Source organism: uncultured Paraglaciecola sp., from assembly GCF_913020055.1.
Classification (GTDB): Bacteria; Pseudomonadota; Gammaproteobacteria; order Enterobacterales; family Alteromonadaceae; genus Paraglaciecola.
The window spans coordinates 18,486-44,613 of record NZ_CAJWCF010000028.1 but is presented as its reverse complement, the minus strand read 5'-3'; the positions used below and the strand labels follow the sequence as shown (position 1 = coordinate 44,613).

Here is a 26,128-nt window from a genome sequence, read left to right as displayed (position 1 = left end):
GATTGGTCTCTCTTGGTCGAAAGATCGGATCTTGGAACAGGCATTTAGTTCAATTTCTTAAACAGGATTCAGGTTAAATAAACTTGTGAAGGAATAATCAGCCAGGAAAACCGCGGCCTCTGATTGAATTTATCCTAAACAATAAAAAACCGGCTTTCGCCGGTTCTCCATTCAATTCTTAATATCTGTTAGCAAAAGCTAAGGCATGGCTTAATAAAGTAAACTATACACCTTACGTCGATACTTTGACTTCAAAGGATCACCATCTGGCAGTGCATTAATCATATCCAAAGTAAGCTTTTTAGCTTCACCAAAATTAAGGTCTTTATATAAAACCGACAAAATGAGTTCTAACGCTTCTTCGATTTGATTAGCTTGATGCAATTGCACGGCAAGTTTCACTTTCAGCTCTAAGTCATCTGGATTTTGTTCCAACTGTTCTTGTAACGCCTTAATTTCAGGTGATTCAGCGGCTTGTTCGGCCAATTCAATTTTACCTAAAATACTATTGTATAAAGCGTCTTGATCAACCAAACCAATTGTTTCTAATAGTGCTTTGGCCTGCTTAACCTGACCAAGCTCAACTTGGCAATCGGCAAGTAACAACTTAATGTCTGCTCGCTGGGCATCTAATTCTTGAGCTTGCTTAAGCACAGTATAAGCTTGTTGATAATCACCAGCGCTAACCAGTTCAACCGCCTGTTCATATAAGCCATCTTCAGGCTTAGGCAAATGCTTTTCAAAGGTAGCAATAATTTGCTCTTCAGTTTGCATACCAGCAAAACCTTCAACCGGTTGACCTTCTTTAATTAAAATCACTGTGGGTAAGTTTTGCACACCAAATTGCCCAGCGATTTCTTGCTGTTGCTGACAATCAACACGGGCGTGGATCACATTACCACTGAAGTTAGCTGCCACGTTTTCTATTACTGGCGCCAGTTGTTGACTAGGTTCATAACCTTCAGCCCAAAACTCCACCATCACAGCCTGGGTTTGTGAATCTTGCAAAATAACTTGTTGGAAATTTTCTGGGGTAATATCGATGATGTTGTGCATTGAAAGTTCTACTCCGTCTTCTGTATGCAACTTTTGATGGGGTCAAATCATTAAAATTCAAGCAGCTCGTTCATTTGAGCTCAAATTTAAACTGTCGCCTAGTAGACATTTTGTGCGCATTCGCTATGCTAAATTTATATATAAACAGTAAGCTAAAAGTTATCAGTCATGACACAACAAGCCACCACTACATTTAGCAGTTTTGCCGAATTTTATCCTTATTACTTATCCGAACATCAAAACCTAACATGTCGCCGCCTGCATTTTATTGGTTCGGCTTTAATTTTGGCATTAATTGCTTACGTTGTTCTTACCGAGCAATGGATGTTGTTATGGTTCATACCTATTTTGGGTTACGGTTTTGCTTGGGTAGGTCATTTCTTTTTTGAACACAACAAACCCGCCACGTTCAAATACCCACTTTATAGTCTGTTAGGTGACTGGGTGATGTTTAAAGATACTTTACTCGGGAACATCAAACGTTAAAGATTGGTACCTTTTGTCTACTTTTTGATAACGATTTTAATCAAACAACTGGTTAACCAGCTCTAAATCGACTGTTTTATTAATGTCAATATGATTTGTTTAAAAAAAGTACAAAATTGTTTGATTACTAGCCTTTCCAAGCCAACAAAAAACCCTTAAACTTGCGCCCCTTTTTAGACCACGGACGATTTTTGCACAATTAAGTGTGAAGGATAATCATTCTATATTATGCAAATTGGTCCATATGCGTTAGAAAATAATTTGATGCTGGCTCCCATGGCGGGAGTAACTGACCGACCCTTTAGACAACTATGTAAACGTCTCGGGGCTGGTTTAGTGGTATCAGAGATGCTCTCTTCTAATCCTAGGGTTTGGAATTCAGATAAATCCAAGCAGCGAATGGATCATGAAGGTGAAGAGGGTGTGCGTTCTGTGCAAATTGCGGGATCTGATCCTGAGTTAATGGCACAGGCAGCTCAATTTAATGTAGGTAACGGTGCACAAATTGTTGATATCAACATGGGTTGCCCGGCAAAAAAAGTGAATAAAAAGTTAGCAGGCTCAGCATTACTGCAAGACCCACCACTGGTTGAGAAAATCATTCAGGCGGTAGTAAAAGCAGTTGATGTACCTGTTACCTTAAAAATACGCACAGGTTGGAATGTTGAAAACCGCAATGGCTTATTAATTGCCAAAATTGCACAGGATAACGGCATTCAATCATTGGCGGTGCATGGTCGCACCAAAGCCTGTATGTACAAAGGCGACGCAGAATACGACACCATTAAGGCTATTAAACAAGCTGTGTCGATACCTGTTGTTGCCAACGGCGATATAACAAGCGCGCAGAAAGCTAAGCACGTTTTGGAGTATACCGAAGCAGATGCGCTAATGATCGGTCGCGGAGCTCAAGGTCACCCTTGGATTTTTCGAGAGATATTGCACTATCTGCAAACTGGCCAACTACTGGCTGCGCCCAGCATTGACGAAGTGAGCGAAGTATTGCTTGAACACGTCGCTAATGTTCACCAGTTTTACGGTGATTTTATGGGATGCAGAATTGCCCGCAAACATGTGGGTTGGTATTTGGCCGAACACGACCAGCAAAGGCTGTTCCGTGCAAAGTTTAACGCCATCGAAGATGCAGGACAGCAACTTGATGTGTTAACTATGTACTTTGATAAATTGGCAGGCGAACCGGTTTCACCTGCTGCTTAATATGACTAACTTAAAGAGCAAGATTGTATATGTTCGAACAAAATGTAACTTCTCCATTTACCACTACGGTAACGACTCCTTCGCAAACTCAGGCTCAAAAGCCTCTTCGCGATTCTGTTAAACAAGCGGTAAACAAGTACTTAAAACAACTTGATAACACTAATATCGAAAATTTGTATGAGCTAGTCATGGCCGAAGTTGAAGCGCCAATGTTAGAAGAAATAATGACTTTCACCCGCGGCAACCAAACTAAAGCGTCAATTATGCTTGGTATCAACCGTGGTACTTTGCGTAAGAAACTAAAACAGTACGGCATGAACTAAGGTTTTTGTCCTAAAGTAAAGAGCACCTATATGGTGCTCTTTTTGTTTGTGTTGACCATGACCAAATAGTCCACAAACAACCATACGAATTAAATTGCCAAATCTTCGCCACTAAAATAGTGGAATAAACATGGAACAAACATGCAACAAGACTTACCTGCAACACCAATTCGTCGCGCCCTGTTAAGCGTATCTGATAAATCCGGCTTACTTGAGTTTGCCCAATTCTTGGCTAGCCAAGGTGTTGAGCTATTATCTACTGGCGGCACCGCAAAATTACTCAGTGATAATGGCCTAACCGTTATTGAAGCCTCAGATTACACCGGTCATCCAGAAATAATGGACGGGCGAGTAAAAACATTACACCCAAAAATTCATGGTGGCATTCTGGCTCGCCGTGGCGTAGACGAACAAGTAATGGCTGATAACAACATTCAACCTATCGACTTAGTAGTAGTCAACTTGTACCCATTTGCAGCGACTGTTGCTAATGACGATTGCAGCTTAGAAGACGCGATTGAAAATATCGATATCGGTGGTCCCACTATGGTCCGCGCCGCTGCTAAAAACCATAATGATGTCACTATTGTGGTTAACGCCAAAGATTATGCCCGCGTCACTGCAGAGATGCAGGCAAACAATAATTCGGTGACCAAAACCACACGTTTTGACTTAGCCATTGCCGCATTTGAACACACTGCTGAATACGATGGCATGATTGCCAACTACTTTGGTGCCATGATTGAATCAAGTGAATGTGCAACAGACTGTGGTCATCAGCACAGCGAATTCCCGCGCACTTACAATATGCAGTTCACTAAAAAACAAGACTTACGTTACGGTGAAAATAGCCATCAAAGTGCCGCTTTTTATGTTGAAAATGTTATTCAAGAAGCATCTGTTGCCACAGCTACTCAGCTTCAAGGCAAAGAATTATCGTTCAACAATATTGCCGATACCGATGCAGCACTTGAATGTGTAAAAGAATTTGATGTACCGGCTTGTGTCATTGTTAAACACGCCAACCCTTGTGGTGTAGCCTTAGGTGATGACATCCTAAGCGCCTACAATCGCGCTTATCAAACCGACCCTACGTCTGCCTTTGGTGGCATTATCGCTTTTAACCGCGAACTTGATGCAGCTACAGCGCAAGCTATTGTTGACCGTCAATTTGTAGAAGTGATAATCGCCCCGTCTATTAGTGACGCGGCTGTAGAAGTGGTGTCTGCTAAGAAAAACGTGCGTCTATTAGCGTGCGGCGAGTGGCAAGGTCAGTTAACTGAAGGCCATGACTTCAAACGAGTTAACGGTGGTTTATTAGTCCAAGACCATGATTTTGGTATGGTTGAAGAAGACGAACTACAAGTGGTCACTAAAATACAGCCCACTGAACAACAATTAAAAGATTTGATGTTCACTTGGAAAGTAGCCAAATACGTTAAATCAAACGCGATTGTGTACTGCAATGACAGCATGACAATTGGTGTGGGCGCGGGTCAAATGAGCCGTGTTTACTCAGCTAAAATAGCCGGTATAAAAGCTGCTGACGAAGGATTGCAAGTGCAAGGTTCGGTAATGGCTTCTGATGCATTCTTCCCGTTCCGTGATGGCATTGACGCTGCAGCTGCTGCTGGTATCAGTGCAATTATTCAGCCGGGTGGTTCAATGCGTGACCAAGAAGTTATTGATGCAGCAGATGAGCATGGTATTGCCATGGTCTTCACTGGCATGCGTCATTTTAAACACTAATAGTGTAACTTAAAATCCGGAGTCATCACGCAAAATATTGACTCCGGTTTTTGTTACCTATGACACGCAATACCGTTACAATCTATTCAAATCCATTTTACCTAAATGAGAGAATATTATGTTTAAACGAACCTTAAAAGTTGCTATTGCCCTATCTTTACTTAGTTCACCTCTAGTATTTGCTGACGCACTTAGCGATGCGGTTAACAATGAAAGCCGCCCAATTAAAGAGCGTTCTAGAGATGAATATCGTCATCCTCAACAAACCTTACGTTTCTTCGATGTTCAGTCAGATATGGCGGTGGCAGAAATCTCACCCGGTGGCGGTTGGTACAGTGGCATTCTTGCCCCTCTTTTAAAAGACAAAGGCCAGTTTTATGCAGCCCATTTTTACTTGTATGAAGGTGCACCAAGTTATTACCCACGCCTGTTAGATGGTTTTAACAAAACGGTCGCTACACACCCAAATTATAAGAATGTTAAAGTCACAGCGTTTCATCACAAAAAGGCACCGGACTTTGCACCTGCTGGTTCTTTAGACCGAGTGTTAACTTTTCGCAATGTGCACAATTGGTATATGGATGGTGGACAAGAAGGCTTAGTACAAGCTTTTAGCAGTTTTGCTAAAGCCCTTAAAAAAGGCGGCATAGTGGGCGTGGTTGAACACAAATTGCCAGAATCAGCGTCTGATGAAATGCAAAAAAGTTCGGGTTACATGAAACAATCAGCAGTCATTTCCGCTGCGCAAAAAGCCGGCTTAACCTTAGTCGCTGAGAGTGATATTAACCTCAACTCATTAGATTCGTCTGATCATGAGCGAGGTGTTTGGACATTACCACCAAGCTTAGCACTAGGCGAAAAAGACCGAGCTAAATATTTAGCTATCGGTGAAAGCACACGTATGACACTTAAATTTGTTAAGCCCTAAATAAAAAACTAAAGAATAACAAACCCTATGAATGTACTGATTATTGGCGGCGGTGGTCGCGAACATGCACTAGCTTGGAAAGCCGCGCAATCGGCAAAAGTATCCCAAGTATTTTTAGCACCAGGTAACGCCGGCACAGCACTGGAAGACAAACTGACCAATGTTGATGTGGGTGCAGAAGACGTACCAGCCTTGGTAGCCTTTGCAGAACAAAACCAAATAGACTTAACCATAGTGGGCCCAGAAGTACCACTAGTGTTAGGCGTAGTGGATGCGTTTCAAGCCAAAGGATTAAGAATATTTGGACCTTCTCAAGCTGCAGCGCAACTTGAGGGTTCAAAAGCCTTTACCAAAGACTTTTTAGAACGTCACAATATTCCCACTGCTGACTACCAAAACTTTACCGAAATTGAACCAGCCATTGCCTATGTCCGAGAAAAAGGCGCGCCTATTGTTGTTAAAGCTGACGGGCTAGCCGCAGGTAAAGGTGTGATTGTGGCCATGACATTGACCGAAGCAGAAGATGCTATTCGAGACATGTTAGCGGGTAACGCTTTTGGTGAAGCTGGCAGCCGCGTGGTTATCGAAGAGTTTCTTGACGGCGAAGAAGCCAGCTTTATTGTGATGGTTGATGGTGAAAATGTTTTACCCTTTGCCACCAGCCAAGATCACAAACGTGTTGGCAACGGTGATACTGGTCCTAACACTGGTGGTATGGGTGCTTATTCACCCGCACCAGTTGTCACACCAGATATCCACCTACGGGTAATGGAAGAAGTGATTTACCCAACGGTCAAAGGCATGGCTGCTGAAGGCAATACTTATGTAGGTTTTCTATATGCCGGTTTGATGATCATGGCCGATGGCACGCCTAAAGTGATTGAGTACAACTGCCGTTTTGGCGACCCTGAAACTCAACCTATCATGATGCGTTTGCAGTCAGACATAATTGAGTTGGTAGAAGCCGCCATTGATGGAAAACTTAACCAAATTCGAGCTGCATTTGATACCCGAGCTGCTGTAGGCGTAGTACTTGCTGCTGGCGGTTATCCAGGCAGTTACGACAAAGGTGATGTGATCAACGGTTTAGAACTTGGCAATGCCAACAGCAAAGTGTTCCATGCTGGCACCAAAAATATAGATGGCAAAGTCACCACCAATGGCGGACGCGTACTTTGTGCTACTGCCCTAGGTAACACGGTCACCGAAGCCCAACAAAACGCTTATAAGCTGGCTAAAACTATTAGCTGGAACGGCATGTTTTATCGTGATGATATTGCTTATCGTGCGATTGACCGTGAGCAAAACAGCTAACTAAAATCGGCTATTTAGTGAGAAAAAAAGCGCTTAGGCGCTTTTTTTATTTCCCTCAAAAAGCAGTTAAGCTAACCAATCTAACTAAGCCAAAACACCCTGCTGAAAATCACGAAGTGCCTGATTAATTTCCTCTTCAGTGTTCATCACAAACGGTCCATATTGCACAACGGGTTCGTTGATTGGCTCGCCACTCACAAAAATCGCCCTTGCAGCATCGTCAGTTTTTAAGGTTAATTGGTCAGCAAAATCCAATACACCCAACTGGCCCTTTTTAAGGGTTTTACCGCTAATATCTACTTCACCCTCATAAACATACAAAAAGCCATTATGGGTACTTTGAGTAGCCAAAGTCAGTGTCTCATTTGCCACTAGGTGAAAATCAAAAAACTGTGGTTTAACCGCTTGAGTAGTAACCGCACCTTCTTGGTCGTGGTAATTGCCAGCTAATACCCTTATTAGTGAACCATTATCATTGGTTAATTCTGGTATGTTTGCGGTTGGGATATCTTGGTAACCGGGCTCTGACATTTTTTCATTTGCAGGTAAGTTTACCCATAATTGAAAACCGCGCATTTTACCTTCAATTTGCAGCGGCATTTCTTCATGAATAATACCTTTACCCGCATTCATCCATTGCAAGCCGCCATCTTCGATTAGTCCCTCGTTCCCTACAGAATCCTTGTGACCCATTTTACCATTGAGCATATAGGTAACGGTTTGAAATCCTCTGTGTGGATGTTTTGGGAAACCTGCAATGTAATCTTGCGCTTCTTCTGAGCCAAACTCATCTAACATCAAAAAGGGATCCAATCTTTGCAGCGCAGGTTGCCCTAACACTCTTTTTAATTTCACACCTGCACCATCGGAGGTCGGCATACCTTCGACAACTTGTTTGATTGTTGTTTCGTTTAACTTAGTCATTAAAATTTTCCATAGAAACTATTGACCCTATACGACTGACGAAGACATTTTGGTTCATAGTATAACGAAAATACTGCTCTAAACATCGTATCAATTTAAAAGCGCAGACTTTCAAATAGATGTTTAACAGAATACAAAAACGACTATTTTGTATGGGAGAACTACCTGCCTTTTAGCTAAAGGCAGGCATACTACAAAAATTAGTTTAGGTTTGTTTTAACCCCAGCGATTAAAGCATTAAGACGTTCAGCATTTTTGCCTATATCACTCATACCGACACGTGATTTGCTGCGAGCATCGAGCATAGTCATTTGACCTTCGCTTTGAATGCGGATAACTACGTCGTCAATAAAGCCGAAAAAAGTAGTCGTATCATAGGCTTCAATCAAACCACTGGTTTTGTCAGAGTTAACCACTTCTAAGCCCATATCTTTAACTGCAGCTAACGCGGCATCAAATACTTGGTCTGATGTTTTCTGATATTTTTGTGTTTGTAATTCAGGATAGGCTTCGCGTTGTTGTTTTGCTATCTCTTCACCTTGATACTCAGCGGGGTTAGACGCATCTGCTCGCAGTGGTAAAATGGCAACAAATTTTGGCGGGTTAACTAAGTCTGTAGTGATATCGTGAATGGGCGGCACTGATTTAGCTTTATTCATCATGCTAAGAGGCATGAAAACCGCTATTGCAGCACATAAGACGGCCACTCCAGTAGCAGGCCAAGAGATAGTTTTACGCATAAAAATGACTTGAATTAATGCCAACACAATCGCCACTGCACCTAAAATTAGTGCAATTCGCATAGCAAAAAATGCATTCATAAGGCCCAGTATTTCAGCCTGATATAGTGGACCAGAAAGTAGCAATAATAATAAAGCCAATACGCCTGCAAGTAATGTAAGAATTTTCATAAAAATAATGTCCTTTAAATAAAATGACCTGTGATTTATTAACTCAATGATAATATAGAAGTTAAAACTATATTCCTAATTGATTCATCTAAAGGGTAACCATCACTGACTATGATTAATGATACGTGGATTAGGCTAGGGGTTTTCATAACAGTACTGGCCATAATGATGCTTTGGGAAAACCTAAAACCCAATCGTCTGTCGCCTGTTAGCGCTAGTAAACGCTGGTTTAGCAACTTTTCTATGGTTTTACTCGGTGCATTGGTAGCGAGGTTAATCATACCCACAGGTTTGGCGGCCATTGCTATCTATGCACAAAATAACCAGATAGGCGTGTGGAATAATATTTCAGTGACGCTTTGGCTAAGTGTACCTATCTCAGTATTGTTGTTTGATTGTTTGATTTACTGGCAACATCGCGTTTTTCATCGTGTTCCAATGCTTTGGCGAATTCATAGAGTTCACCATGCAGACCCCCATCTCGACGCATCAACAGGATTACGTTTTCACCCAATCGAAATTGCCCTGAGTTTAGTAGTAAAAATTGCTGCCGTAATATTGCTGGGAGCACCGGTGTTGGCCATCCTAATTTTTGAAGTAGTACTTAATGCCACGGCGATTTTCAATCATAGCAATATCAAACTTCCGGTTAAGGTAGACAGGTTTTTGAGAATGTTTATCGTAACCCAAGCCATGCATCGTATTCATCACAGCCAAGTTGTGTCAGAAACGGACAGCAATTTTGGTTTTAATTTATCAATTTGGGACAGGTTATTTGGTAGTTATATCGCCGATGCTAAGAACGGTGATGATGGTATTAAATTGGGACTAAAAGAGTATTCAAGTCCTAAAGCCAATACTAGTCTGAAAGCTTTGTTGTTGATGCCTTTTAAGCACCCACCCAAATAATCCATTCAACTTGTAAATTAAGCCACTAAACCCAAGTGGTATTGCATCGGTTAGTCATGGCGTTTATTCTAAAAGGATCTAAATTATTCAAGGTAACCCTTTTGTTAAAATCTTATTGTGCAGCCGCCGTTGCTGCAGTCCTGTTTTCAGCATGTACTCCATCATCCGAACAAACCACCAATCCAACGTCTGAAACCGTTGCTAAACAAACGCCTGTTGCAACAGCGACTTCAGAATCACAGCGCGTCAATGCCTTTTTTGAGCGCGTATTTGAAGAATCAGTGGCTCGTTACCCTGAATATCTAACTTCTCTTGGACGTAAAGAGCGTGCTGATGAATGGAACGATTTATCAGAGGCTTATGCAAATGAGTCTATGGAATTCACTAAGCAACAGCTGGTTGAACTACAGGCTTTTGATCGCAGCAAACTGGATCCAGCCACGGCATTAAGCTACGACCTATTGGTTCAATCAATGGAAAATGAGATTGCCGATAATAAGTGGCGTTTGTACAATTACCCAATTAATCAAATGTTTGGCCGTCATTCTGGTGTCGTTTCTTTGTTAATTAATCAACACAGAGTCAACTCAGTCCAAGATGCGGAAAACTACATTGCGCGTTTAGAGGGTGTGCCAAAATTATTTGAACAATTAATTACCAATATTGAAGCGCGCACAGCTGCCAATATCATTCCACCTAAATTTGTGTTCCCACATGTTATTCGCGACAGCAAAAACATCATTAAAGGAGCGCCTTTTGACGATGGCGAGCCCAGCGCTTTATTGGCAGATTTCACTAAAAAATTGCAGACTCTTAGTGAAAAAGAAGGCAGTCAGTTAACTGACGAAAACAAAACCAAGTTGCTTGATGCAGCGACTTTAGCGCTAAACAACGCAGTCAAACCAGCCTACCAAAAATTGGTGGCACACTTAACAGAGCTTGAAACCAAGGCCACTACAGACGACGGTGTATGGAAGTGGAAAGACGGCGATACCTTTTACAATGTAGCGCTTAAACGCACCACCACCACAAACCTTACTGCTGCACAAATCCATGACATAGGATTAACAGAAGTCGCGCGTATTCACGATGAGATGCGTGTCATCAAAGACAAGGTCAACTTCGAAGGTGACTTGCAAGCCTTTATGCAATTTATGCGCGATGACGATCAATTTTATTACGCCAATACTGATGAAGGTAAAGCCCGTTATTTACGTGAGGCCACAGCCTTAATTGACGACATGAAACTAAAACTTGATGGCATGTTTATCACAAAGCCTAAAGCGGAACTCAATGTAAAAGCGGTAGAAGCGTTTCGTGAACAATCAGCTGGTAAAGCGTTTTATCAACGCCCATCAGAAGACGGCACACGCCCAGGCTTGTATTACGCCAACCTATACGACATGAAAGCCATGCCAACTTATCAAATGGAAGCCCTTGCTTATCACGAAGGTATTCCAGGCCATCACATGCAACTGTCGATTCAACAAGAACTGCAAGATGTGCCTAAGTTTAGAAAATTTGGCGGATATACCGCTTACAGTGAAGGTTGGGGACTTTACTCAGAATACCTACCCAAAGAATTTGGTGCTTACCAAGACCCCTATTCTGACTTCGGTCGTTTGGCCATGGAATTATGGCGCGCGTGCCGCTTAGTAGTGGATACAGGTATCCATGCTAAAAAGTGGACCCGTGAACAGGGCATTGCTTATTACACCGAGAACACACCCAATGCAGTATCAGACGGAGTGAAAATGGTAGAGCGTCATATTGTTATGCCATCACAAGCAACGGCATACAAAATAGGCATGCTTAAAATTCTAGAGCTACGCACTATGGCCAAAACAAAATTAGGCGATAAGTTCGACATTCGTGAATACCATGATGAAATCCTAAAATATGGTCCACTGCCACTTAACGTAGTAGAAACAAAAGTGAATGACTGGATTGCTACAAAACTAGCCAGCTAATCCACAGCCAAGAATGATCGTTCGTACTTACCAAAGTGGGAGCGGTCATTCGCGCTATTGGCCATTAATCTACGCTTTTAAGGGTTTGGTATCCCGTCACTATCCTCACTCCAGCAGTTATGCAACAAGCAGCAGCATAAATCAAAGCTATAGGCACAAAGTGCTCGGGCAACAAACAAAACAAACACAACACTACTATGGTTTCAAAACCTTCGGCTAAACCGCCCATATAATGCATACTTTTATTTGGATACTGCGGGTTGTCGATATTGTGTTTGCTGGCCATGATGGCAAAAGCTAAGAAACAACTACCGGTTGCGGTAAATGACAACATTAAAAGGCTACCCGCTAAGGCGTTTTGCTCAGGGTGACTCACAATAAACGCAAAAGGAATGGCGGAATAAAAAATAAAATCCAAACTAATATCTAAAAAACCACCTGCATCTGTGGTTTGAGTTTGCCGAGCTACTGCACCATCTAAACCGTCACTTACACGGTTAATCAATATCAAAATCAAAGCCAGAGTAAAGTGTTCAGTAATAATGGCTGGCACAGCCAACATGCCAAGTACAAAACCAAAAATAGTCACTTGGTTGGCGGAAATACCAAAGTGAACCAATGGTTTAGCCACTAACGCTAATGATGGCCTGAGCAGCCTATTTAACAAGGGGTCAATCATGATTGATAGCTCGATAATAATCAGCCAAACATAATTGTTTTGCTGAAGCAGGAATATCTTCTACGTCATGTGACACCATCACACTAGGGATGTTTTGCTCGGCCAATTGTTGAAAAGCCCAACGCCCCATTTGTTCTCGAGTGCTGGGATCTAATGCCGCAAATGGTTCATCAAGTAACATCACCTGTGGTTGATTGGCTAAAGCTCTGATTAAACCTACTCGTGATCGTTCACCACCGCTGAGGTTTTGCGGAAAACGGCTGGCAAGATGAGCCAAGTTAATTTGTTCAAGCATATCCATAGCCACGGCGCGTCTTTGTTTTTTAGAGGAGCGCTGCGGATTTTTAGGTAAGGCAAAACAAATATTGTCTTGTACATTTAAATGGGGGAATAGATATACATCCTGCATTAATAACCCAACACGTCTTTGTTCAATAGCGAGGTCAGTAATATTCGAGCCTGAAAGCACTACCTGACCTTCAATCAACACATGTTGTGGTTTATTGCCTAATAACCAATGTAATAAGGTTGATTTACCGATACCACTAGGCCCGGTTATCACCAGTAATTCGCCTTTATCCACATGAATATCCGGTAAGCTGATTTTCCATGTTTTAGCGCTAATTTGGCAATCAATAATGTCTAACACGCTCTTCTCCTATTTTGGCCTCTCCCATACTTCCTCGAAATCTACGAGCCAATAATGCGGCTATTAAAAATGCCATAAAAGGTAAAACAGATTGTAGTAATACATATAAGGCTATTAGATCTTGCTGACTACCCGTACCAATTGTCAAAGCCTCGGTAGTAATAGTGGTGACCCGTCCCGCCCCAATCATTAAAGTGGGGATGTACTGGGCAATACTGACGGAAAAAGCGATGGCAAATGCCGTAAACACAACCGGAAGCAACAGCCTAAAACGCACCAACCACCAGCTTTGCCAAACTGAGTAACCAAAACTTGCAGCCAACAACTCATATCGTGATTCAACATTCTGAAACGGGCCTTTCAGTACAAGATATGAATAGGCAAAAGTAAAAGGTAAGTGTGACAAAACAATCCAACCACTATGATAACCACCTTGCGCCCAAATATGCATAACCTGCCAGCCTAAAACCATGCTTAGCTGAGGTAAAATGATGGCTAACAACCAAAAATAATCAGGCCAGTAACGACCTTTTTGTCGTTGTAACTCCAACGCTAATAAAGCAAAAGCGATTCCTAGAACGCCTGAGCATAACGCTATCAACAATGAATTTTGTAATGGCAATTCAAAAAATAGCCATTCATCTTGCCATAATCTGGTGTGTAGCTGTGTTAAAACCAAGCTGTTGTTTTGGGAGTTTAAGCCGAATGACCATAACACAAATACCACCACCATCATGGCCGTTAGCAGACCTAACATAGGTAACCAAAGTTTAAATGCTGGATTGATTCTGCCTATGTAAAAGCGGCTACCTTTGGTTGCTAACGCCTTACATCCAGCGTGTGCAAGTTTTTCGTGTGCATATAAAATGCATACCGACACCGCTAGCAACATCAGTAATAACACGTTGGCCCAAAAGGCTAGAGACTGATCACCTGTAGCAAAACTGGTTTGCCAACGATAAACCGACACGGCAAATAGCTCTGGTATATTCGGCCCCACCAACAGACTGATATCGACTACCGATAGGGTATAAGCGGTAGCAGCCAGCAAGGCTAAGCGGGATTGTTTAAGTAGGGCCGGAAACACCAAAAACCACCAGCAACGATAATTTTGATAACCCAAAGCGTTGCCCTGCAATAGCCAATATTTAATCGGTAACTGGCGGCCAATTGCACTGAGGATCAAGAGGAAAAAAGGCACTTCTTTGATGACTATGGCCAGAATAAGAGTAGACAAACCTTTGCGCGGTAATCCCGAATCGGCAAAAAACAAACTGCCATCACTGAACAAAAATACGAGTCCTAAGGCGATCGCTAGATGGGGTAAAGACAAAAGTGGCGCAAGGTACTTTTCATAGGATTGAAAACGTCGACTTAGATGTACTTGGCTATACACCATAAAGGCAATATACAAGGAGAGTAATGTGCTAAATATCGCACTGAATAGGGTCATGAATATCGAAGAAGCTAAACCTTGGTAGGCTAAAAAAGGTTTAACATCAGCAAATGAAATCTGCTCAGGTGGCCACAACCCAACAACAATGCCCAATATTGGCAATAAAGAAATCAAAGCTATCAGAAACCATCCGCTGGTTAGCGCTATTTTCTGTATTCGCGCTGTCGGCATCATACACACTACCCGCCGTATCGTTGCTGCCATGTTTTCTCAATAAGCACATGCCATGAACTGTGTAATTCGGGATGGGCAGGCATAGTGGCTTTATCATTCAACAAAGAGCGGATCACTGATGGATCACCCCACACCCCGGTGAATTTTTCTTGCTGCGCCTTTTCACTCAACATAAAATTGATCACTACTTTTGCTGCATTTGGGCTGGGTGCGGATTTAGGAATGGCAAGGTTATGGCTATTAGTTATCGCGCCATCAGAAAAATAACGCCTAAGACTCGACTCAGAAATTTGTTGGCTACTTTTTTCTTTTACCCATTGATTTGGGTTAAAACTCACGGCCATTGACAGTCTTTTTTGTTGGTACAACAACAATTGTTCTGCTGCTGAACTTGGAAACGCTTTTCCTTGTTGCCACAAATGCGGGTGAAGTCGATCTAGGTATTGCCATAAAAGAGGTAATAACGCTTCTTGGGCAGGCAGTGTTGCTAGCTGGTAAAGGCGGGGATCTGCTTTGCTTAAATCAACCAACAACTGTTTTAAAAAGGTAGTGCCATGGAATTCCGGTGGCCTTGGGTAAGTTACTGTGTTGGCATTGGCTTGACTAATATTTAACAAGGATTGCGCACTGATTTTTGCTTGTGGGTAAACCTGACTTTCTGCAATTAAATTAAACTGGCCAATACCCCAAGGCACTTCAAAACCATCCATCGGCTCACCAAAATCAACTGTGATAGGTAAATGCTCTACCGCTAAAAAAGCAGCATTAGGAATAGCAGACCACAAATTACCAAGCAGAAAACCCTGCTGTTTGAGATAAGCAAAATTCTCTCCGTTGACCCACATTAAATCAATGGCACTAGTGCGACCATTTTCAGCGGTAAGCCGTGACACAGGCTCAGATGGGTCGGTGACTTTAACGTGCATGAGTCGAATGCCATATTGCTGGGCAATTTCTCGTGTTGCCCAACGTAGATAGTCGTTCACCGGCTTTGAACCACCCCAAGCGTAAAAATAGACCGTTTGTCCTTTTGCTGCGTTTAAGGTTTGTTGCCACTGGGCACTGCTCTCTTGGACAGTAGTAACCGGTTTTAACTGGGGATTAGCACTTGCCGTAGTGGCAGACAAAAGCAACCAACAGACAACAAAACTGCTAACCATTCCCTTAAAAAGTAGAGATGTCATTTAACCGCCAATCATAGTCTAGGTAACGAATGTCAAAGTCTTGTTTTTGCAACCAAGTCAGTTGCTGAGGATCGTCGGCCATATCAGTTTGATAAACTTTAATTAGGTCTTTAAGGTTTATAAATCCTTGCTGCCCCTTCTCAAAATCTTCGCCGTACCATTTAAAAATAGGCGAAAGATACACACGATTATCGCTTAACTTAATAGTGTTACGTTGATCATCCGATAAAAACTGAGTCATTTGATCGTCTAACTGCTGCTCCAGTTTATCAGCAACAAAAGCTTGGTTTCTCAATGGCGGACAACTCACTGCGGCACAGACTAAGGCCGCATGTATACGTGGGCGCTCAAACCACACGCGGATCATATCGTGTTCGATATTATCTAAATGACGCTTTTTACCAAGCAGAGTAAAAAAAGATTGTTTCCATGGGCTAGAAAAAAAACTGCCTAAGTCTTTAATTGACTCTACTTTGCCAGATTGAAACTTAGCGTAGTTCTGAATAATCAGCTGTAAGGTAAAACCGTTATAGGCATTGATCAAAAAGCTCAGTTGTTCATCGTTCGTCCATAACTGATATTCACTTTGCTTGACTGAAGATAATTGCGCCAAATATTGGTTTAACGGTTCAGGCTGCTTAAAAAGCTGAGCATAATTGACCCGTGTTTGTTTTTTATTAGGCGACAACTTGACTACTTCGTTCAGCACCTGCGTCAACATTTGGTGCTGATGGTCAAATGCCTGCACCTTAGAAGCACTCATCAAAAACAAGGCTGCAAATAAACAAACTAGGATTTTCCCATCAATTAATCTTCCCATCACTTATGAACGTCGCCATTTATGGAAACGTTCTACAAAGGCTAGCAACTTTTCAGGTGTATGGGCTTTTTTCCAGTTACCCGCGGCGTATTTGCTGGCTTCAGCCATAGTTGGGTAAATGTGAATAGTACCGAGAAGTTTATTCATACCGAGGTTGTATTTCATCGCTAAGACAAACTCTGCAATAAGTTCTCCAGCATGTGCCCCGACAATAGTGGCGCCAAGTATTTTATCTTTACCAGGAGGCGTCAGCACTTTAACAAAACCACGGGCATGATCATCAGCTAAGGCTCGGTCTAAACCGCCAATATCATAACGTGTGACTTCGTATTCTACATTTTGCTCTTTTGCCGCTTGCTCGTTTAAACCCACAGTGGCAATTTCAGGATCAGTAAATGTGGCCCACGGAATAACCCGATAGTCGACTTTGAAGGTTTTAAAGGGTCTAAATAACGCATTTACCGCAGCATACCAAGCCTGATGAGCCGCGGTATGGGTAAACTGGTAGGGACCTGCGACGTCACCAGCGGCCAATATGTTCGGGTATTTAGTTTGTAACATCTCATTGGTCACTACCACTCGATTGGTTTCAATCCCTAGTTTTTCTAAACCAAAACCTTTTAAGTTAGCCATTCTACCCACAGCAATCAAAATCTCATCAAAGGGTAATTTTTCTTGTTTACCGTCTTTTTCCAAAACAATAAACTTACCTTCAGCTGTATTTTCAATGGCGGTGGCTTTAGTATTTAATCGTACATCAACGCCATCTTGGATTAATTGTTCATACAAATACTGCGCTGCATCTGGGTCTTCTTTAGCCAGTAATTGGGGCAACATTTCTACTTGCGTCACTTGTGTGCCTAAGCGACCAAATGCTTGGGATAATTCACTACCAATCGGCCCACCACCTAACACGACTAAACGTTTAGGTTGTTCGGTTAAATCCCATAAGTTATCGGCTGTTAGGTAATCAATATCCTGCAAACCCGGAATAGGTGGCACAAATGCACTGGCACCTGTAGCAATGACAATATTTTTAGTGGTGAGTGATTGCACCCCATCTGCAGTTTGAATATCAACTTGCCATGGTGAGACAATAGTTGCGCTACCAGTTACTACTTTTACTCCAAGGGACTCATAACGTTCGATAGAATCGTGAGGCTCTATTGTTTTGATCACGCTGTGTACTTGACTCATTACCGCTTTAAAATCTACTTCTGGCGCTTGGTAAGTCACACCAGCATTGGCAGATACTTTATGGGTATGAGCTAATTTACTGGCATGTAATAGACTTTTTGAAGGCACACAACCGGTATTGAGGCAGTCGCCACCCATTTTGTGTTTTTCTACTAAGGTTACCGATGCCTTTACTGCTGCTGCGATATAAGCGGTTACCAATCCTGCAGAACCGGCACCAATCACCACCATATTACGGTCAAAGGTTTTTGGTTTCTTCCAGCCTTTGTAAACCCGTTTTTGTTTGATGAAATTTAAAATCAATTTGGCAATAATGGGGAAAATTCCTAATAAAACAAAAGATAAAATCAATTCTTTGGAAGCGATATCAGAAACCGCCTCAATCTCGGCTAATTGAGTACCAGCATTAACATAAACCGCAGTACCAATAAGCATGCCCACTTGGCTAACAAGATAATAGGTGACCGTTTTGATACTGGTCACACCCATCACTAAGTTGATAACAAAAAAGGGGAAAATAGGCACTAAGCGCAAACTTAATAGATAGAAAGGTCCGTCTTTTTCAACACCTTTATCGATTGCTTTGATACGCTCTGAAAAAGTCGATTTAACCCAATCTCTAAGTAGAAATCGTGACACCAAAAATGCCAGTGTTGCGCCGATAGTAGAAGCAAAAGACGCTAATAGTAATCCAAAACCTAAACCAAATAAGGCACCCGCGCCTAAGGTTAAAATAATCGCCCCTGGCAAACTAAGCGCTGTAGCGGTCACGTAAATTACAAAATAAATAATGAATGCCTGCAACCAATTTGACTGAATGTATTCAGCCAAATCTTGTTGATGCGCCTTTAAACTCTCGAGAGTTAGATACTGGCCTATATCAAAAATAAAAAAAGCAGCAATCATCATGGCAATAGTGACGAGCAGTATGCCTCGTTTAAGATTCATTTGGTTTTATCCTTTGGTTGGAAACATTGATTGCACACGTGGACATGTCAATGTTGTAGATTTAGTCATTTATGCCGTAATTGAACACGATAAGACCCAAGCTTCACCAGTTTTATTTCGTGATAGTCCCAGCAAAAACTAATGAATAGCGTTTTTTGTCTGAAATAATGACGGTTTTAACAACCCCCTTTCCATCCATTGATTAAGCGCCAACGCGATGCTACGCACGTCATACAAAGCGTTGTGAATATGCCCATGCAGATCTAAACCTAAATGACTGGCCAATTCACCACTGCATAAATGCGCGCCATCAATTTTTGCCTCACGGGCTATGCCATGTAAATTATAAAAATCAGCCGAAAAATCAGGCATCTGAATTCCATTAAGTAAACAATTATCAATCAATACACGTTTGTCATTACCCCAAGAATAACAAGGTAATGTACCTTGCGAACAAAAGGAATAAAGTTGCAACAAAGCGGCTTGATAATCGACGCCCATATCCTCTAAAACATGCTGTTCTATACCTGTTAGTTGAATAATATAATCACTTAAAATTGGATTGATGACCGGTTTCACTAAGGTATTAAAACTAGAAATAACTTGTGCACCATTTGGATTTAAATCGACTTTCACTGCGGCAATTTGAATAATCTCTCTATGTTCCCAATCAAGAGACCAATTACGTTGTGTCGATCCTTCCCAAGCAGTGAATTCGGTGTCAAAGATAATAATTTGCATAACCCAATAATGCCGAATGACAGCTTAAAGTCAAACCAGAGGCTATTTTCGGGGTGATTAAAATCGCTAAAAAGGAACTAACACTTGACCAGTGTGCCTAGCTTGCTTATAAATGACATCCATTAAGCAAGCAAAGTGCGTTGAATGTCAGTAAAACACCCCATAATCGCTATCACTGGTTCGTCTGGTGCAGGTACAACGATGACCACCAATGCCATACGACATATTTTTCGTAACTTGTCGGTCAATGCGGCTGTAGTGGCAGGGGATAGCTTCCATAGATTCACCCGTCCAGAAATGGAAGTTGAGATCCGCAAAGCACAAGAACAAGGTAGACACATCAGTTATTTTGGGCCCAAAGCGAATGACTTTGAAATGCTTGAATCTTTGTTTACTGAATATGCTGGATCCGGAATGGGCAAACACCGTCAATATCTGCATACTTTTGACGAAGCCGTACCTTTTAATCAAATGCCCGGCACTTTCACGCCATGGCAAGACTTGCCTGAAAACACAGACGTACTATTTTATGAAGGATTACATGGCGGTGTAGCCAACGACGATGTTGACGTAGCCAAACACGTAGACTTGTTGGTCGGCATGGTACCGATAGTTAACTTGGAGTGGATCCAAAAAATTGTCCGAGATACCACAGACAGAGGCCATTCTCGCGAAGCTGTAATGAGTAGCATAGTACGTAGCCTAGACGACTATTTTAAATACATCACACCACAATTTTCACGTACCCATGTTAACTTTCAACGGGTACCCACAGTTGATACCTCTAATCCCTTCAGTGCCAGAGAGATTCCCAGCCAAGACGAAAGTTTTGTTGTGGTACGTTTTCGCCGTGAGATGAAAAATGTGGATTACCCTTATCTACTCAAAATGATTGATGGATCCTTTATGTCACGCATCAATACAATAGTGGTGCCTGGTGGCAAGATGGGTTTGGCCATGGAACTTATCCTAATGCCACTTTTAGAAGAGTTGTTGGATAAAAAACGTCGAGCAGGTTTTCAAATGGATTGGGTGAGTGAAAAATAAACAGCTCTTATGAAAACTGAACAAAAGCTTTCTCTTAAAATTCGAATTTTGATTGGTATTATCGCAATACCATCACTGATTCTAGCGGCCATGATTGTCTCTATGCTGATTAAACAAACAGCGGGTGAAATCAATTTTTTCGAAGTCATTTATTCATTGGTGGGGATTTTCGCTATGTATGTGGCTTTAACAGGTAAAAAATTCTTTTAACACCCATCCTACTCCCGACGTTTAAGCCAATGACAAACTTTGTAACAATCCATCCTGCTTTGAAATAAACGCAACCTTTTGAATTAACAGTCTTTCACATATAGTGTGTGTAATTATGTAACACATTTTGGAGTAGGTCATGGGGCAGGAAACAACAAAGATATTAGTTGTAGATGACGATATGCGTTTACGCAGCCTGTTAGAACGCTACTTGGTTGAACAAGGTTTTCAAGTCAGAGCTGCCGGCAATTCTGAACAAATGGACAGATTGTTAGAACGTGAAAACTTTCACCTTATGGTGCTTGATTTGATGTTACCGGGTGAAGATGGCCTGACTATTTGCCGTCGCCTACGCCAAAAAGAAAACGAAATCCCCATTATAATGCTAACCGCTAAAGGTGATGAAGTTGACCGCATTATTGGTTTAGAAATGGGCGCAGATGATTATCTTCCCAAACCATTTAACCCCAGAGAATTACTCGCTAGAATCAAGGCAGTACTGCGCCGTAAAACAATAGAAGCACCAGGCGCCCCCTCTTTTGAAGAGCAAATAATTGAATTTGGTAAGTACTCACTTAACCTAGGCACAAGAGAAATGAGTGTTGACGGTCAAGCTATGACACTAACTAGTGGTGAATTCGCGGTGCTAAAATCTTTAGTCACTCATCCTAGAGAACCCCTATCTCGTGACAAACTGATGAACTTAGCACGAGGGCGAGATTATAGTGCGCTAGAACGAAGTATCGATGTACAAGTATCACGTTTACGCCGCATGCTTGAAGAAGATCCTGCAAATCCGCGTTATATACAAACGGTTTGGGGTTTGGGTTATGTGTTTGTGCCCGATGGTGAAAGCAACCCAGCGTAACCTTAAGTGAAATTTCTACCCAAAAGTGCCTTTGGCCAAACCGTTTTGTTGATTGGTATTTTACTGTTTATCAACCAAGTCGTGTCTTTGGTCTCGGTGACTTTTTATTTTGTTAGCCCTAATGTGCAACAAATCAATAATTTGCTGGCCACACAAATTAAACTGGCTTTTGTTGAAGACATTGACAGTCAAACACCTGAACTCGATTCAAGGTTTTACCAAGCGACTGGCATGCTGGTGTACACCCAATCTGATGCGATTAAACATGGTTTAGAACAAGCCACTCCCTACCAATCTTGGTCACGGCAAATGTCAGACAGTTTAGGGGGGCCAGCACAAGTCAGAATCACCCATGGCGAACCTTATTTATATTGGATCAACCCACCACAGAACCCTAATATTTGGATCACCATTCCCATGGTGGGGTTAGGACAAGGTGACGGCTCACCACATTTGGTTTATCTATTAATGATTGGGATCCTAAGTGTGGGCGGTAGTTTGATTTTTGTGCGGCGCTTGAACAGGCCTTTAAAAGCATTGCAAGATGCAGCTTTACTGGTAGGCCGAGGGCAAGTGCCAAAACCGTTGAGTGAAGAAGGCTCTACTGAATTAATCGCGGTAACCCATGCTTTTAATCAAATGTCGAAAGGCATCAAACAACTTGAAGATGATAGGGCTTTATTGACTGCTGGTATATCACACGATTTACGTACGCCTCTTACCCGCATCAGACTAGCGTCAGAAATGTTACCTGAATCACAAGACTGGGTAAAAGAAGGCATAGTCCACGATATTGAAGATATGAACGAAATCATTGACCAATTTATCGATTATGTGCGCCAAGACCAACAAGAATGTATGGAAGAAAGTAATTTAAATGATTTAATAAGAGACGCCGCACAAGCCAGAAATATAGAAGAAAACCATATCATCACCTTGGATTTGGATCCGCTTCCCAAAACACTGATTAGACGTGTGGCTTTAAAAAGAGTACTAGATAACTTAATCGAAAACGCCTTTCGTTATGGCAGCGACAATATCGAAATCACTTCTCGGCACAATAAAAAAGACAAGCAGTTATGTTTCGCTATTCGCGACTTTGGCCCCGGTATTCCAGAGGATCAAATACAGAACCTTTTTGAACCCTTCACTCAAGGAGACAAAGCTAGAGGTAGTTTAGGTTCAGGACTAGGTTTAGCTATAATAAAACGTATAGTCGATATGCACTCAGGAAAAGTTACGTTGCAAAATCACCCGCAAGGGGGCTTAATTGCCGCAGTGTCTATTGGTTACCAGGTAATGGGTTAGGATATGTTGACCCAATAGTTTTCCATTTTTAAAGGATTGATACAATGAGTAAGCTATTTAAACTAACGGCATTAACAATGACCTGCTTAGTGTTGTCGAATATAACTTTTGCCAAAAAAGTTTATGAAAAACAAGGCCCTCCTCGTGAACTGACTCTCGAACAAGCCTCAACTGCTAAAGCCAATTATCAAAAGTATTGTGTTTTATGTCACGGGGAAAACCGCGAAGGACACAAAAATGATCACGCACCATCTCTACGTGCTAAAAGTTTATTTGAATCCGGTGTACCACACTCAGTATTACGCCCTATTTCCTATGGCCGAGAAGGCACAGCCATGGGAGGTTACTTAGATGAAATGGGTGGCCCCATGTCACTTGATGAAGTATGGGACTTAACTTATTGGTTATTTTGGCAGTCTGGTGCACAGCGAGTAAAACTAACTGAAAACCCAGTAGACGGCGATATCGTTAGAGGAGCAGAGGTATATCAAGAAAACTGCGCTTCGTGTCACGGAGTAAATGGTGAAGGTGTTAATGCACCCGCTTTAGGCAATCAGTCGGCGTTAGCCCACAACAAAGATGAATTTATTCGTTATGCAATTGAGCATGGGCGCCAAGATACCCCTATGTTAGCTTTTAATGAGAAACTAACCGCAGCCGACATCGACAATGTCACCGCATTTATCCGCAGTCGAGCGAGTGGATGGAAGGCTGAAAAAATAGTATTGAGCGAACTCCCTACGCCAGACCAATACGTAATCAACCCAGAAAATGACGATCCTAATTTCACTTTAGACCAAGGTATGTATGTCTCTTCTAAAGATTTGTACCAAGCCATACAAGATAAAAAGAAAATGATATTACTGGATACTCGCGTCGCTTCAGTTTGGCAGAGAGCCCATATTAAAGGCGCGATACCGTTTCCTTATTACACTGAGCTAGAAGGCCACTCAACAGACTTACCCAAAGACGTGCAAATTGTGGGTTATTGTTCCTGTCCAAGAGCGGCTACAGAACACGTAATAAATCAGCTTAGAGAGCTGGGTTACAGTAAAACTGCCGTCTTATATGAAGGAATTTTTGGTTGGATGAACTTAGGTTACCCAGTCATGCGAGCTGAAGGCATAGTTGATGATGCAGAAGAGCCACAACACTGAAAATAAACTCATCGACGGTTTAAGATTCGGCATTCTCTTTCTGAGCAAAGAAATGATCAAAGTTATGCTGTAACTTTTCGAAGTATTGGCCCACGTGTAAGCCGTCAACGAGTGCATGGTGGACCTCTACGGATACAGGCATCGCTATTTCATTGTGGTTCTTTTTGTATTTCCCCATCACTATTCTAGGTACTGAGTCATGTTCGTCTTGTTTTTGAGCATGAGAAAAACTGGTGAAATGTAGCCAAGGTAAAACCGAACAGAAAATTTTATTGTCTAGGTTATTTTATGACGTTAAAGACTTATAACCGTTCTTTATTTTATCTAATTGTTGAACCGCCCGCTGATAAAATAAATCAAAGTTACTCATCCCGCCAAACTCGCAAAAACTAAAACTCTCATCAGTGTTTAACACAGTACAACTTATTTCCAATGCATCATGAATGTCGACTTCGCCATTGTTAATGCGCAACCTAAATGATTCTATTTGATTTGCGGTGTATCCGAGAAGAAACAGAGAACAGATAAAGAAAGATAGCTGATTTTGTTTACAATAATTTAGAGTTTTAGTGATATCTATCGTTGCACACACATTGAAAAATGGTTGTTTAAACGTGGAATAAAATTCAAAATGTTCTTTTCTATTCCAGGTGCTGAGGTCAATTTTCATCATATGATTCAATGCTGTATTGGTATGACAAACATCTTAACCTGTTTGAGATTGCTCTCCACATAAGTTACTTAATAATATTTAATTCAGGCAATTTGAAATCGTTTGTGTTTGTACTCAATTGACTTCCTTAGTTCATTACGACTCGATTTCTTCCGTCTTTTTTACCTTGATATAAAGCTTTATCAGCTAAATCCACACAATGTTCAATAGAGGAGAGTTGATCAGCATTAAGTGTACAAATACCTATAGTGGCGGTAACTTTTAATTCAATGTTATTGTTTAAACTGATTGTTGCGCGTTCAATACTAGTGCGAATATTATTTGCAATGTCATTAGCTTTTTGTGGGTCGATATCTTTTATCACCACAATAAACTCTTCACCACCAAACCGCCCTGCCAAATCACTGGCATTACGTACATTATGCTTTATCAATTGCGCAACCTGTTTTAAACACAGATCTCCAGCCAAATGACCATGTGAGTCATTGATAGTTTTAAAGTGGTCGAGGTCTATCATCATCACCGACAAACGCTTATTTTCAATTTTGGCTTGGTCGATCGAAGTTTGTAAAAAGTCCATCACAGAACGGCGGTTTTTAAGGCCGGTTAACAAGTCAGTCTCGGCTTGCTCACTAATTTTGTTACCTAAAGCACCATAAATCCGATTAAATTCAACACCTAATTTAGTACTCATTAAGGCTGCTAGGCATAACCATAAAGCTCTGGAAGCGGTTTTATTCTGAGGCACATTTTCATAAGTAAAATCTGTAAAAAAATGGGCGCCTAAGTACAGACCTATCACCACAATGATCACCATAAACCCAGTCAGCCAGGTATATTTAGCGTTACTGACCAAGGCAATAAAAATAGGAATAATAGGAAGAATATAAGAAAATTGACTATTCACTCCGCCAGAAACAAACGCAATAGGAGTTAATACCAACATACCTACACAGGCAAATAACATGGGATACCATGATTTAGGTTTGGTGTATTTTATATAAAAATATACGCTCCCCATCACCAGTGAATTGAATATCCCGATATAAGTAAATAAGATATCTTGCTCAATCATCATGGGCCTAATGATGGTGGCCACTGACGTCATGAAAAACATTAAAAAGGCTGCTTTTAATGTTATCTCATGCCTGATTTTTTCAATAAATACTCAACTTTCCTTACTCATATCTGAGCCTGGCTAATCGTTATTATCAAAAATTCCTGAACAG

General features: G+C 41.6%; 24 protein-coding genes and 1 pseudogene. 13 read left to right on the top strand and 12 right to left on the bottom strand.

Features of this window, described 5'->3' with window-relative positions; genetic code table 11:
• Nucleotides 1-210: 210 nt before the first annotated feature.
• Nucleotides 211-1,056 (bottom strand): co-chaperone YbbN, encoded by an 846-nt coding sequence (locus tag QZ488_RS08175; protein ID WP_293747423.1) that lies wholly within the window; start codon nt 1,054-1,056, stop codon nt 211-213.
• 168 nt (nt 1,057-1,224) lie between these two features.
• On the opposite strand from QZ488_RS08175, the gene QZ488_RS08170 reads away from it, so the two are divergent.
• The 6 genes from QZ488_RS08170 to purD all read left to right on the top strand — a co-directional run bounded on the left by QZ488_RS08170 (nt 1,225) and on the right by purD (nt 7,074).
• Nucleotides 1,225-1,542 carry a DUF962 domain-containing protein gene (locus QZ488_RS08170; RefSeq protein ID WP_293747421.1) on the top strand — a complete coding sequence of 106 codons (318 nt, stop codon included), beginning with the start codon at nt 1,225-1,227 and terminating at the stop codon, nt 1,540-1,542.
• A gap of 228 nt (nt 1,543-1,770) precedes the next feature.
• A complete protein-coding gene (gene dusB / locus QZ488_RS08165; protein ID WP_293747419.1) occupies nt 1,771-2,760 on the top strand; it encodes a tRNA dihydrouridine synthase DusB in 990 nt (329 codons plus the stop codon).
• A 29-nt stretch (nt 2,761-2,789) separates the two neighbouring features.
• The gene (gene fis / locus QZ488_RS08160; RefSeq protein WP_293747417.1) at nt 2,790-3,083 is read left to right on the top strand and encodes a DNA-binding transcriptional regulator Fis; all 294 of its coding nucleotides are present in this window, start codon (nt 2,790-2,792) and stop codon (nt 3,081-3,083) included.
• 141 nt (nt 3,084-3,224) lie between these two features.
• The gene (gene purH, locus QZ488_RS08155) at nt 3,225-4,832 is read left to right on the top strand and encodes a bifunctional phosphoribosylaminoimidazolecarboxamide formyltransferase/IMP cyclohydrolase (RefSeq protein WP_293747415.1); all 1,608 of its coding nucleotides are present in this window, start codon (nt 3,225-3,227) and stop codon (nt 4,830-4,832) included.
• 118 nt (nt 4,833-4,950) lie between these two features.
• The gene (locus QZ488_RS08150; protein WP_293747413.1) at nt 4,951-5,760 is read left to right on the top strand and encodes a methyltransferase; all 810 of its coding nucleotides are present in this window, start codon (nt 4,951-4,953) and stop codon (nt 5,758-5,760) included.
• Nucleotides 5,761-5,787: 27 nt separating this feature from the next.
• Nucleotides 5,788-7,074 (top strand): phosphoribosylamine--glycine ligase, encoded by a 1,287-nt coding sequence (gene purD / locus QZ488_RS08145; protein ID WP_293747411.1) that lies wholly within the window; start codon nt 5,788-5,790, stop codon nt 7,072-7,074.
• Nucleotides 7,075-7,158: 84 nt separating this feature from the next.
• Here the strand turns inward: purD and QZ488_RS08140 are convergent, their stop codons facing one another.
• Nucleotides 7,159-7,998, bottom strand: coding sequence for a pirin family protein (locus QZ488_RS08140; protein WP_293747409.1), 840 nt, complete (start codon nt 7,996-7,998; stop codon nt 7,159-7,161).
• A 200-nt stretch (nt 7,999-8,198) separates the two neighbouring features.
• Nucleotides 8,199-8,909: a DUF1499 domain-containing protein gene (locus QZ488_RS08135; RefSeq protein ID WP_293747407.1), complete on the bottom strand. Its 711-nt coding sequence runs from the start codon at nt 8,907-8,909 to the stop codon at nt 8,199-8,201.
• 111 nt (nt 8,910-9,020) lie between these two features.
• Here QZ488_RS08135 and QZ488_RS08130 point away from each other — a divergent pair, with 111 nt between their 5' ends.
• Both QZ488_RS08130 and QZ488_RS08125 read left to right on the top strand, forming a co-directional pair.
• Complete coding sequence (locus QZ488_RS08130; protein ID WP_293747405.1) at nt 9,021-9,818, top strand: sterol desaturase family protein; 798 nt, start codon at nt 9,021-9,023, stop codon at nt 9,816-9,818.
• A gap of 56 nt (nt 9,819-9,874) precedes the next feature.
• A complete protein-coding gene (locus QZ488_RS08125) occupies nt 9,875-11,788 on the top strand; it encodes a DUF885 family protein (RefSeq protein WP_293747403.1) in 1,914 nt (637 codons plus the stop codon).
• A gap of 64 nt (nt 11,789-11,852) precedes the next feature.
• Here the strand turns inward: QZ488_RS08125 and QZ488_RS08120 are convergent, their stop codons facing one another.
• The 7 genes from QZ488_RS08120 to QZ488_RS08090 all read right to left on the bottom strand — a co-directional run bounded on the left by QZ488_RS08120 (nt 11,853) and on the right by QZ488_RS08090 (nt 19,636).
• Nucleotides 11,853-12,467: a CDP-alcohol phosphatidyltransferase family protein gene (locus QZ488_RS08120; protein ID WP_293747401.1), complete on the bottom strand. Its 615-nt coding sequence runs from the start codon at nt 12,465-12,467 to the stop codon at nt 11,853-11,855.
• Nucleotides 12,460-13,116: an ATP-binding cassette domain-containing protein gene (locus QZ488_RS08115; protein WP_293747399.1), complete on the bottom strand. Its 657-nt coding sequence runs from the start codon at nt 13,114-13,116 to the stop codon at nt 12,460-12,462. Before QZ488_RS08115 ends, QZ488_RS08120 begins: the two co-directional genes overlap by 8 nt.
• Entirely contained in the window at nt 13,100-14,776 is a 1,677-nt protein-coding gene (locus tag QZ488_RS08110) for an ABC transporter permease (RefSeq protein WP_366508992.1), read from the bottom strand. Before QZ488_RS08110 ends, QZ488_RS08115 begins: the two co-directional genes overlap by 17 nt.
• Nucleotides 14,752-15,930, bottom strand: a complete 1,179-nt coding sequence (locus QZ488_RS08105) for an ABC transporter substrate-binding protein (RefSeq protein WP_293747397.1) — start codon at nt 15,928-15,930, stop codon at nt 14,752-14,754. The genes QZ488_RS08110 and QZ488_RS08105 overlap by 25 nt, the downstream gene beginning before the upstream one ends.
• The gene (locus QZ488_RS08100) at nt 15,911-16,750 is read right to left on the bottom strand and encodes a DUF547 domain-containing protein (RefSeq protein ID WP_293747395.1); all 840 of its coding nucleotides are present in this window, start codon (nt 16,748-16,750) and stop codon (nt 15,911-15,913) included. The genes QZ488_RS08105 and QZ488_RS08100 overlap by 20 nt, the downstream gene beginning before the upstream one ends.
• 3 nt (nt 16,751-16,753) lie before the next feature.
• Nucleotides 16,754-18,895, bottom strand: coding sequence for a bifunctional TVP38/TMEM64 family protein/FAD-dependent oxidoreductase (locus tag QZ488_RS08095; RefSeq protein ID WP_293747393.1), 2,142 nt, complete (start codon nt 18,893-18,895; stop codon nt 16,754-16,756).
• A 138-nt stretch (nt 18,896-19,033) separates the two neighbouring features.
• On the bottom strand, nt 19,034-19,636 hold the full coding sequence (locus tag QZ488_RS08090; RefSeq protein WP_293747391.1) for a 3'-5' exonuclease: 603 nt from the start codon (nt 19,634-19,636) through the stop codon (nt 19,034-19,036).
• 144 nt (nt 19,637-19,780) lie between these two features.
• On the opposite strand from QZ488_RS08090, the gene QZ488_RS08085 reads away from it, so the two are divergent.
• The 5 genes from QZ488_RS08085 (at nt 19,781) to QZ488_RS08065 (ending at nt 24,226) form a co-directional block, all read left to right on the top strand.
• On the top strand, nt 19,781-20,683 hold the full coding sequence (locus tag QZ488_RS08085) for a phosphoribulokinase (protein WP_293747389.1): 903 nt from the start codon (nt 19,781-19,783) through the stop codon (nt 20,681-20,683).
• A gap of 9 nt (nt 20,684-20,692) precedes the next feature.
• A complete protein-coding gene (locus QZ488_RS08080; protein ID WP_293747387.1) occupies nt 20,693-20,893 on the top strand; it encodes a hypothetical protein in 201 nt (66 codons plus the stop codon).
• A gap of 139 nt (nt 20,894-21,032) precedes the next feature.
• Nucleotides 21,033-21,761, top strand: coding sequence for a two-component system response regulator OmpR (gene ompR, locus QZ488_RS08075; RefSeq protein ID WP_293747385.1), 729 nt, complete (start codon nt 21,033-21,035; stop codon nt 21,759-21,761).
• 6 nt (nt 21,762-21,767) lie between these two features.
• Complete coding sequence (gene envZ, locus QZ488_RS08070; protein ID WP_293747383.1) at nt 21,768-23,069, top strand: two-component system sensor histidine kinase EnvZ; 1,302 nt, start codon at nt 21,768-21,770, stop codon at nt 23,067-23,069.
• A 44-nt stretch (nt 23,070-23,113) separates the two neighbouring features.
• Nucleotides 23,114-24,226, top strand: a complete 1,113-nt coding sequence (locus QZ488_RS08065) for a c-type cytochrome (protein WP_293747381.1) — start codon at nt 23,114-23,116, stop codon at nt 24,224-24,226.
• Nucleotides 24,227-24,245: 19 nt separating this feature from the next.
• Here the strand turns inward: QZ488_RS08065 and QZ488_RS08060 are convergent.
• Nucleotides 24,246-24,896, bottom strand: a pseudogene (locus QZ488_RS08060) (chloramphenicol acetyltransferase).
• A 130-nt stretch (nt 24,897-25,026) separates the two neighbouring features.
• Nucleotides 25,027-26,016, bottom strand: coding sequence for a GGDEF domain-containing protein (locus QZ488_RS08055; protein WP_293747379.1), 990 nt, complete (start codon nt 26,014-26,016; stop codon nt 25,027-25,029).
• Nucleotides 26,017-26,128: the final 112 nt, after the last annotated feature.

Excerpts from the sequence above, each read along its gene's own strand:
- QZ488_RS08175 (WP_293747423.1), bottom strand. The coding sequence starts at position 1,056 with ATGCACAACATCATCGATATTACCCCAGAAAATTTCCAACAAGTTATT.
- QZ488_RS08170 (WP_293747421.1), top strand. The coding sequence starts at position 1,225 with ATGACACAACAAGCCACCACTACATTTAGCAGTTTTGCCGAATTTTAT.
- dusB (WP_293747419.1), top strand. The coding sequence starts at position 1,771 with ATGCAAATTGGTCCATATGCGTTAGAAAATAATTTGATGCTGGCTCCC.
- fis (WP_293747417.1), top strand. The coding sequence starts at position 2,790 with ATGTTCGAACAAAATGTAACTTCTCCATTTACCACTACGGTAACGACT.
- purH (WP_293747415.1), top strand. The coding sequence starts at position 3,225 with ATGCAACAAGACTTACCTGCAACACCAATTCGTCGCGCCCTGTTAAGC.
- QZ488_RS08150 (WP_293747413.1), top strand. The coding sequence starts at position 4,951 with ATGTTTAAACGAACCTTAAAAGTTGCTATTGCCCTATCTTTACTTAGT.
- purD (WP_293747411.1), top strand. The coding sequence starts at position 5,788 with ATGAATGTACTGATTATTGGCGGCGGTGGTCGCGAACATGCACTAGCT.
- QZ488_RS08140 (WP_293747409.1), bottom strand. The coding sequence starts at position 7,998 with ATGACTAAGTTAAACGAAACAACAATCAAACAAGTTGTCGAAGGTATG.
- QZ488_RS08135 (WP_293747407.1), bottom strand. The coding sequence starts at position 8,909 with ATGAAAATTCTTACATTACTTGCAGGCGTATTGGCTTTATTATTATTG.
- QZ488_RS08130 (WP_293747405.1), top strand. The coding sequence starts at position 9,021 with ATGATTAATGATACGTGGATTAGGCTAGGGGTTTTCATAACAGTACTG.
- QZ488_RS08125 (WP_293747403.1), top strand. The coding sequence starts at position 9,875 with ATGGCGTTTATTCTAAAAGGATCTAAATTATTCAAGGTAACCCTTTTG.
- QZ488_RS08120 (WP_293747401.1), bottom strand. The coding sequence starts at position 12,467 with ATGATTGACCCCTTGTTAAATAGGCTGCTCAGGCCATCATTAGCGTTA.
- QZ488_RS08110 (WP_366508992.1), bottom strand. The coding sequence starts at position 14,776 with ATGGCAGCAACGATACGGCGGGTAGTGTGTATGATGCCGACAGCGCGA.
- QZ488_RS08105 (WP_293747397.1), bottom strand. The coding sequence starts at position 15,930 with ATGACATCTCTACTTTTTAAGGGAATGGTTAGCAGTTTTGTTGTCTGT.
- QZ488_RS08100 (WP_293747395.1), bottom strand. The coding sequence starts at position 16,750 with ATGGGAAGATTAATTGATGGGAAAATCCTAGTTTGTTTATTTGCAGCC.
- QZ488_RS08095 (WP_293747393.1), bottom strand. The coding sequence starts at position 18,895 with ATGAATCTTAAACGAGGCATACTGCTCGTCACTATTGCCATGATGATT.
- QZ488_RS08090 (WP_293747391.1), bottom strand. The coding sequence starts at position 19,636 with ATGCAAATTATTATCTTTGACACCGAATTCACTGCTTGGGAAGGATCG.
- QZ488_RS08085 (WP_293747389.1), top strand. The coding sequence starts at position 19,781 with ATGTCAGTAAAACACCCCATAATCGCTATCACTGGTTCGTCTGGTGCA.
- QZ488_RS08080 (WP_293747387.1), top strand. The coding sequence starts at position 20,693 with ATGAAAACTGAACAAAAGCTTTCTCTTAAAATTCGAATTTTGATTGGT.
- ompR (WP_293747385.1), top strand. The coding sequence starts at position 21,033 with ATGGGGCAGGAAACAACAAAGATATTAGTTGTAGATGACGATATGCGT.
- QZ488_RS08065 (WP_293747381.1), top strand. The coding sequence starts at position 23,114 with ATGAGTAAGCTATTTAAACTAACGGCATTAACAATGACCTGCTTAGTG.
- QZ488_RS08055 (WP_293747379.1), bottom strand. The coding sequence starts at position 26,016 with ATGTTTTTCATGACGTCAGTGGCCACCATCATTAGGCCCATGATGATT.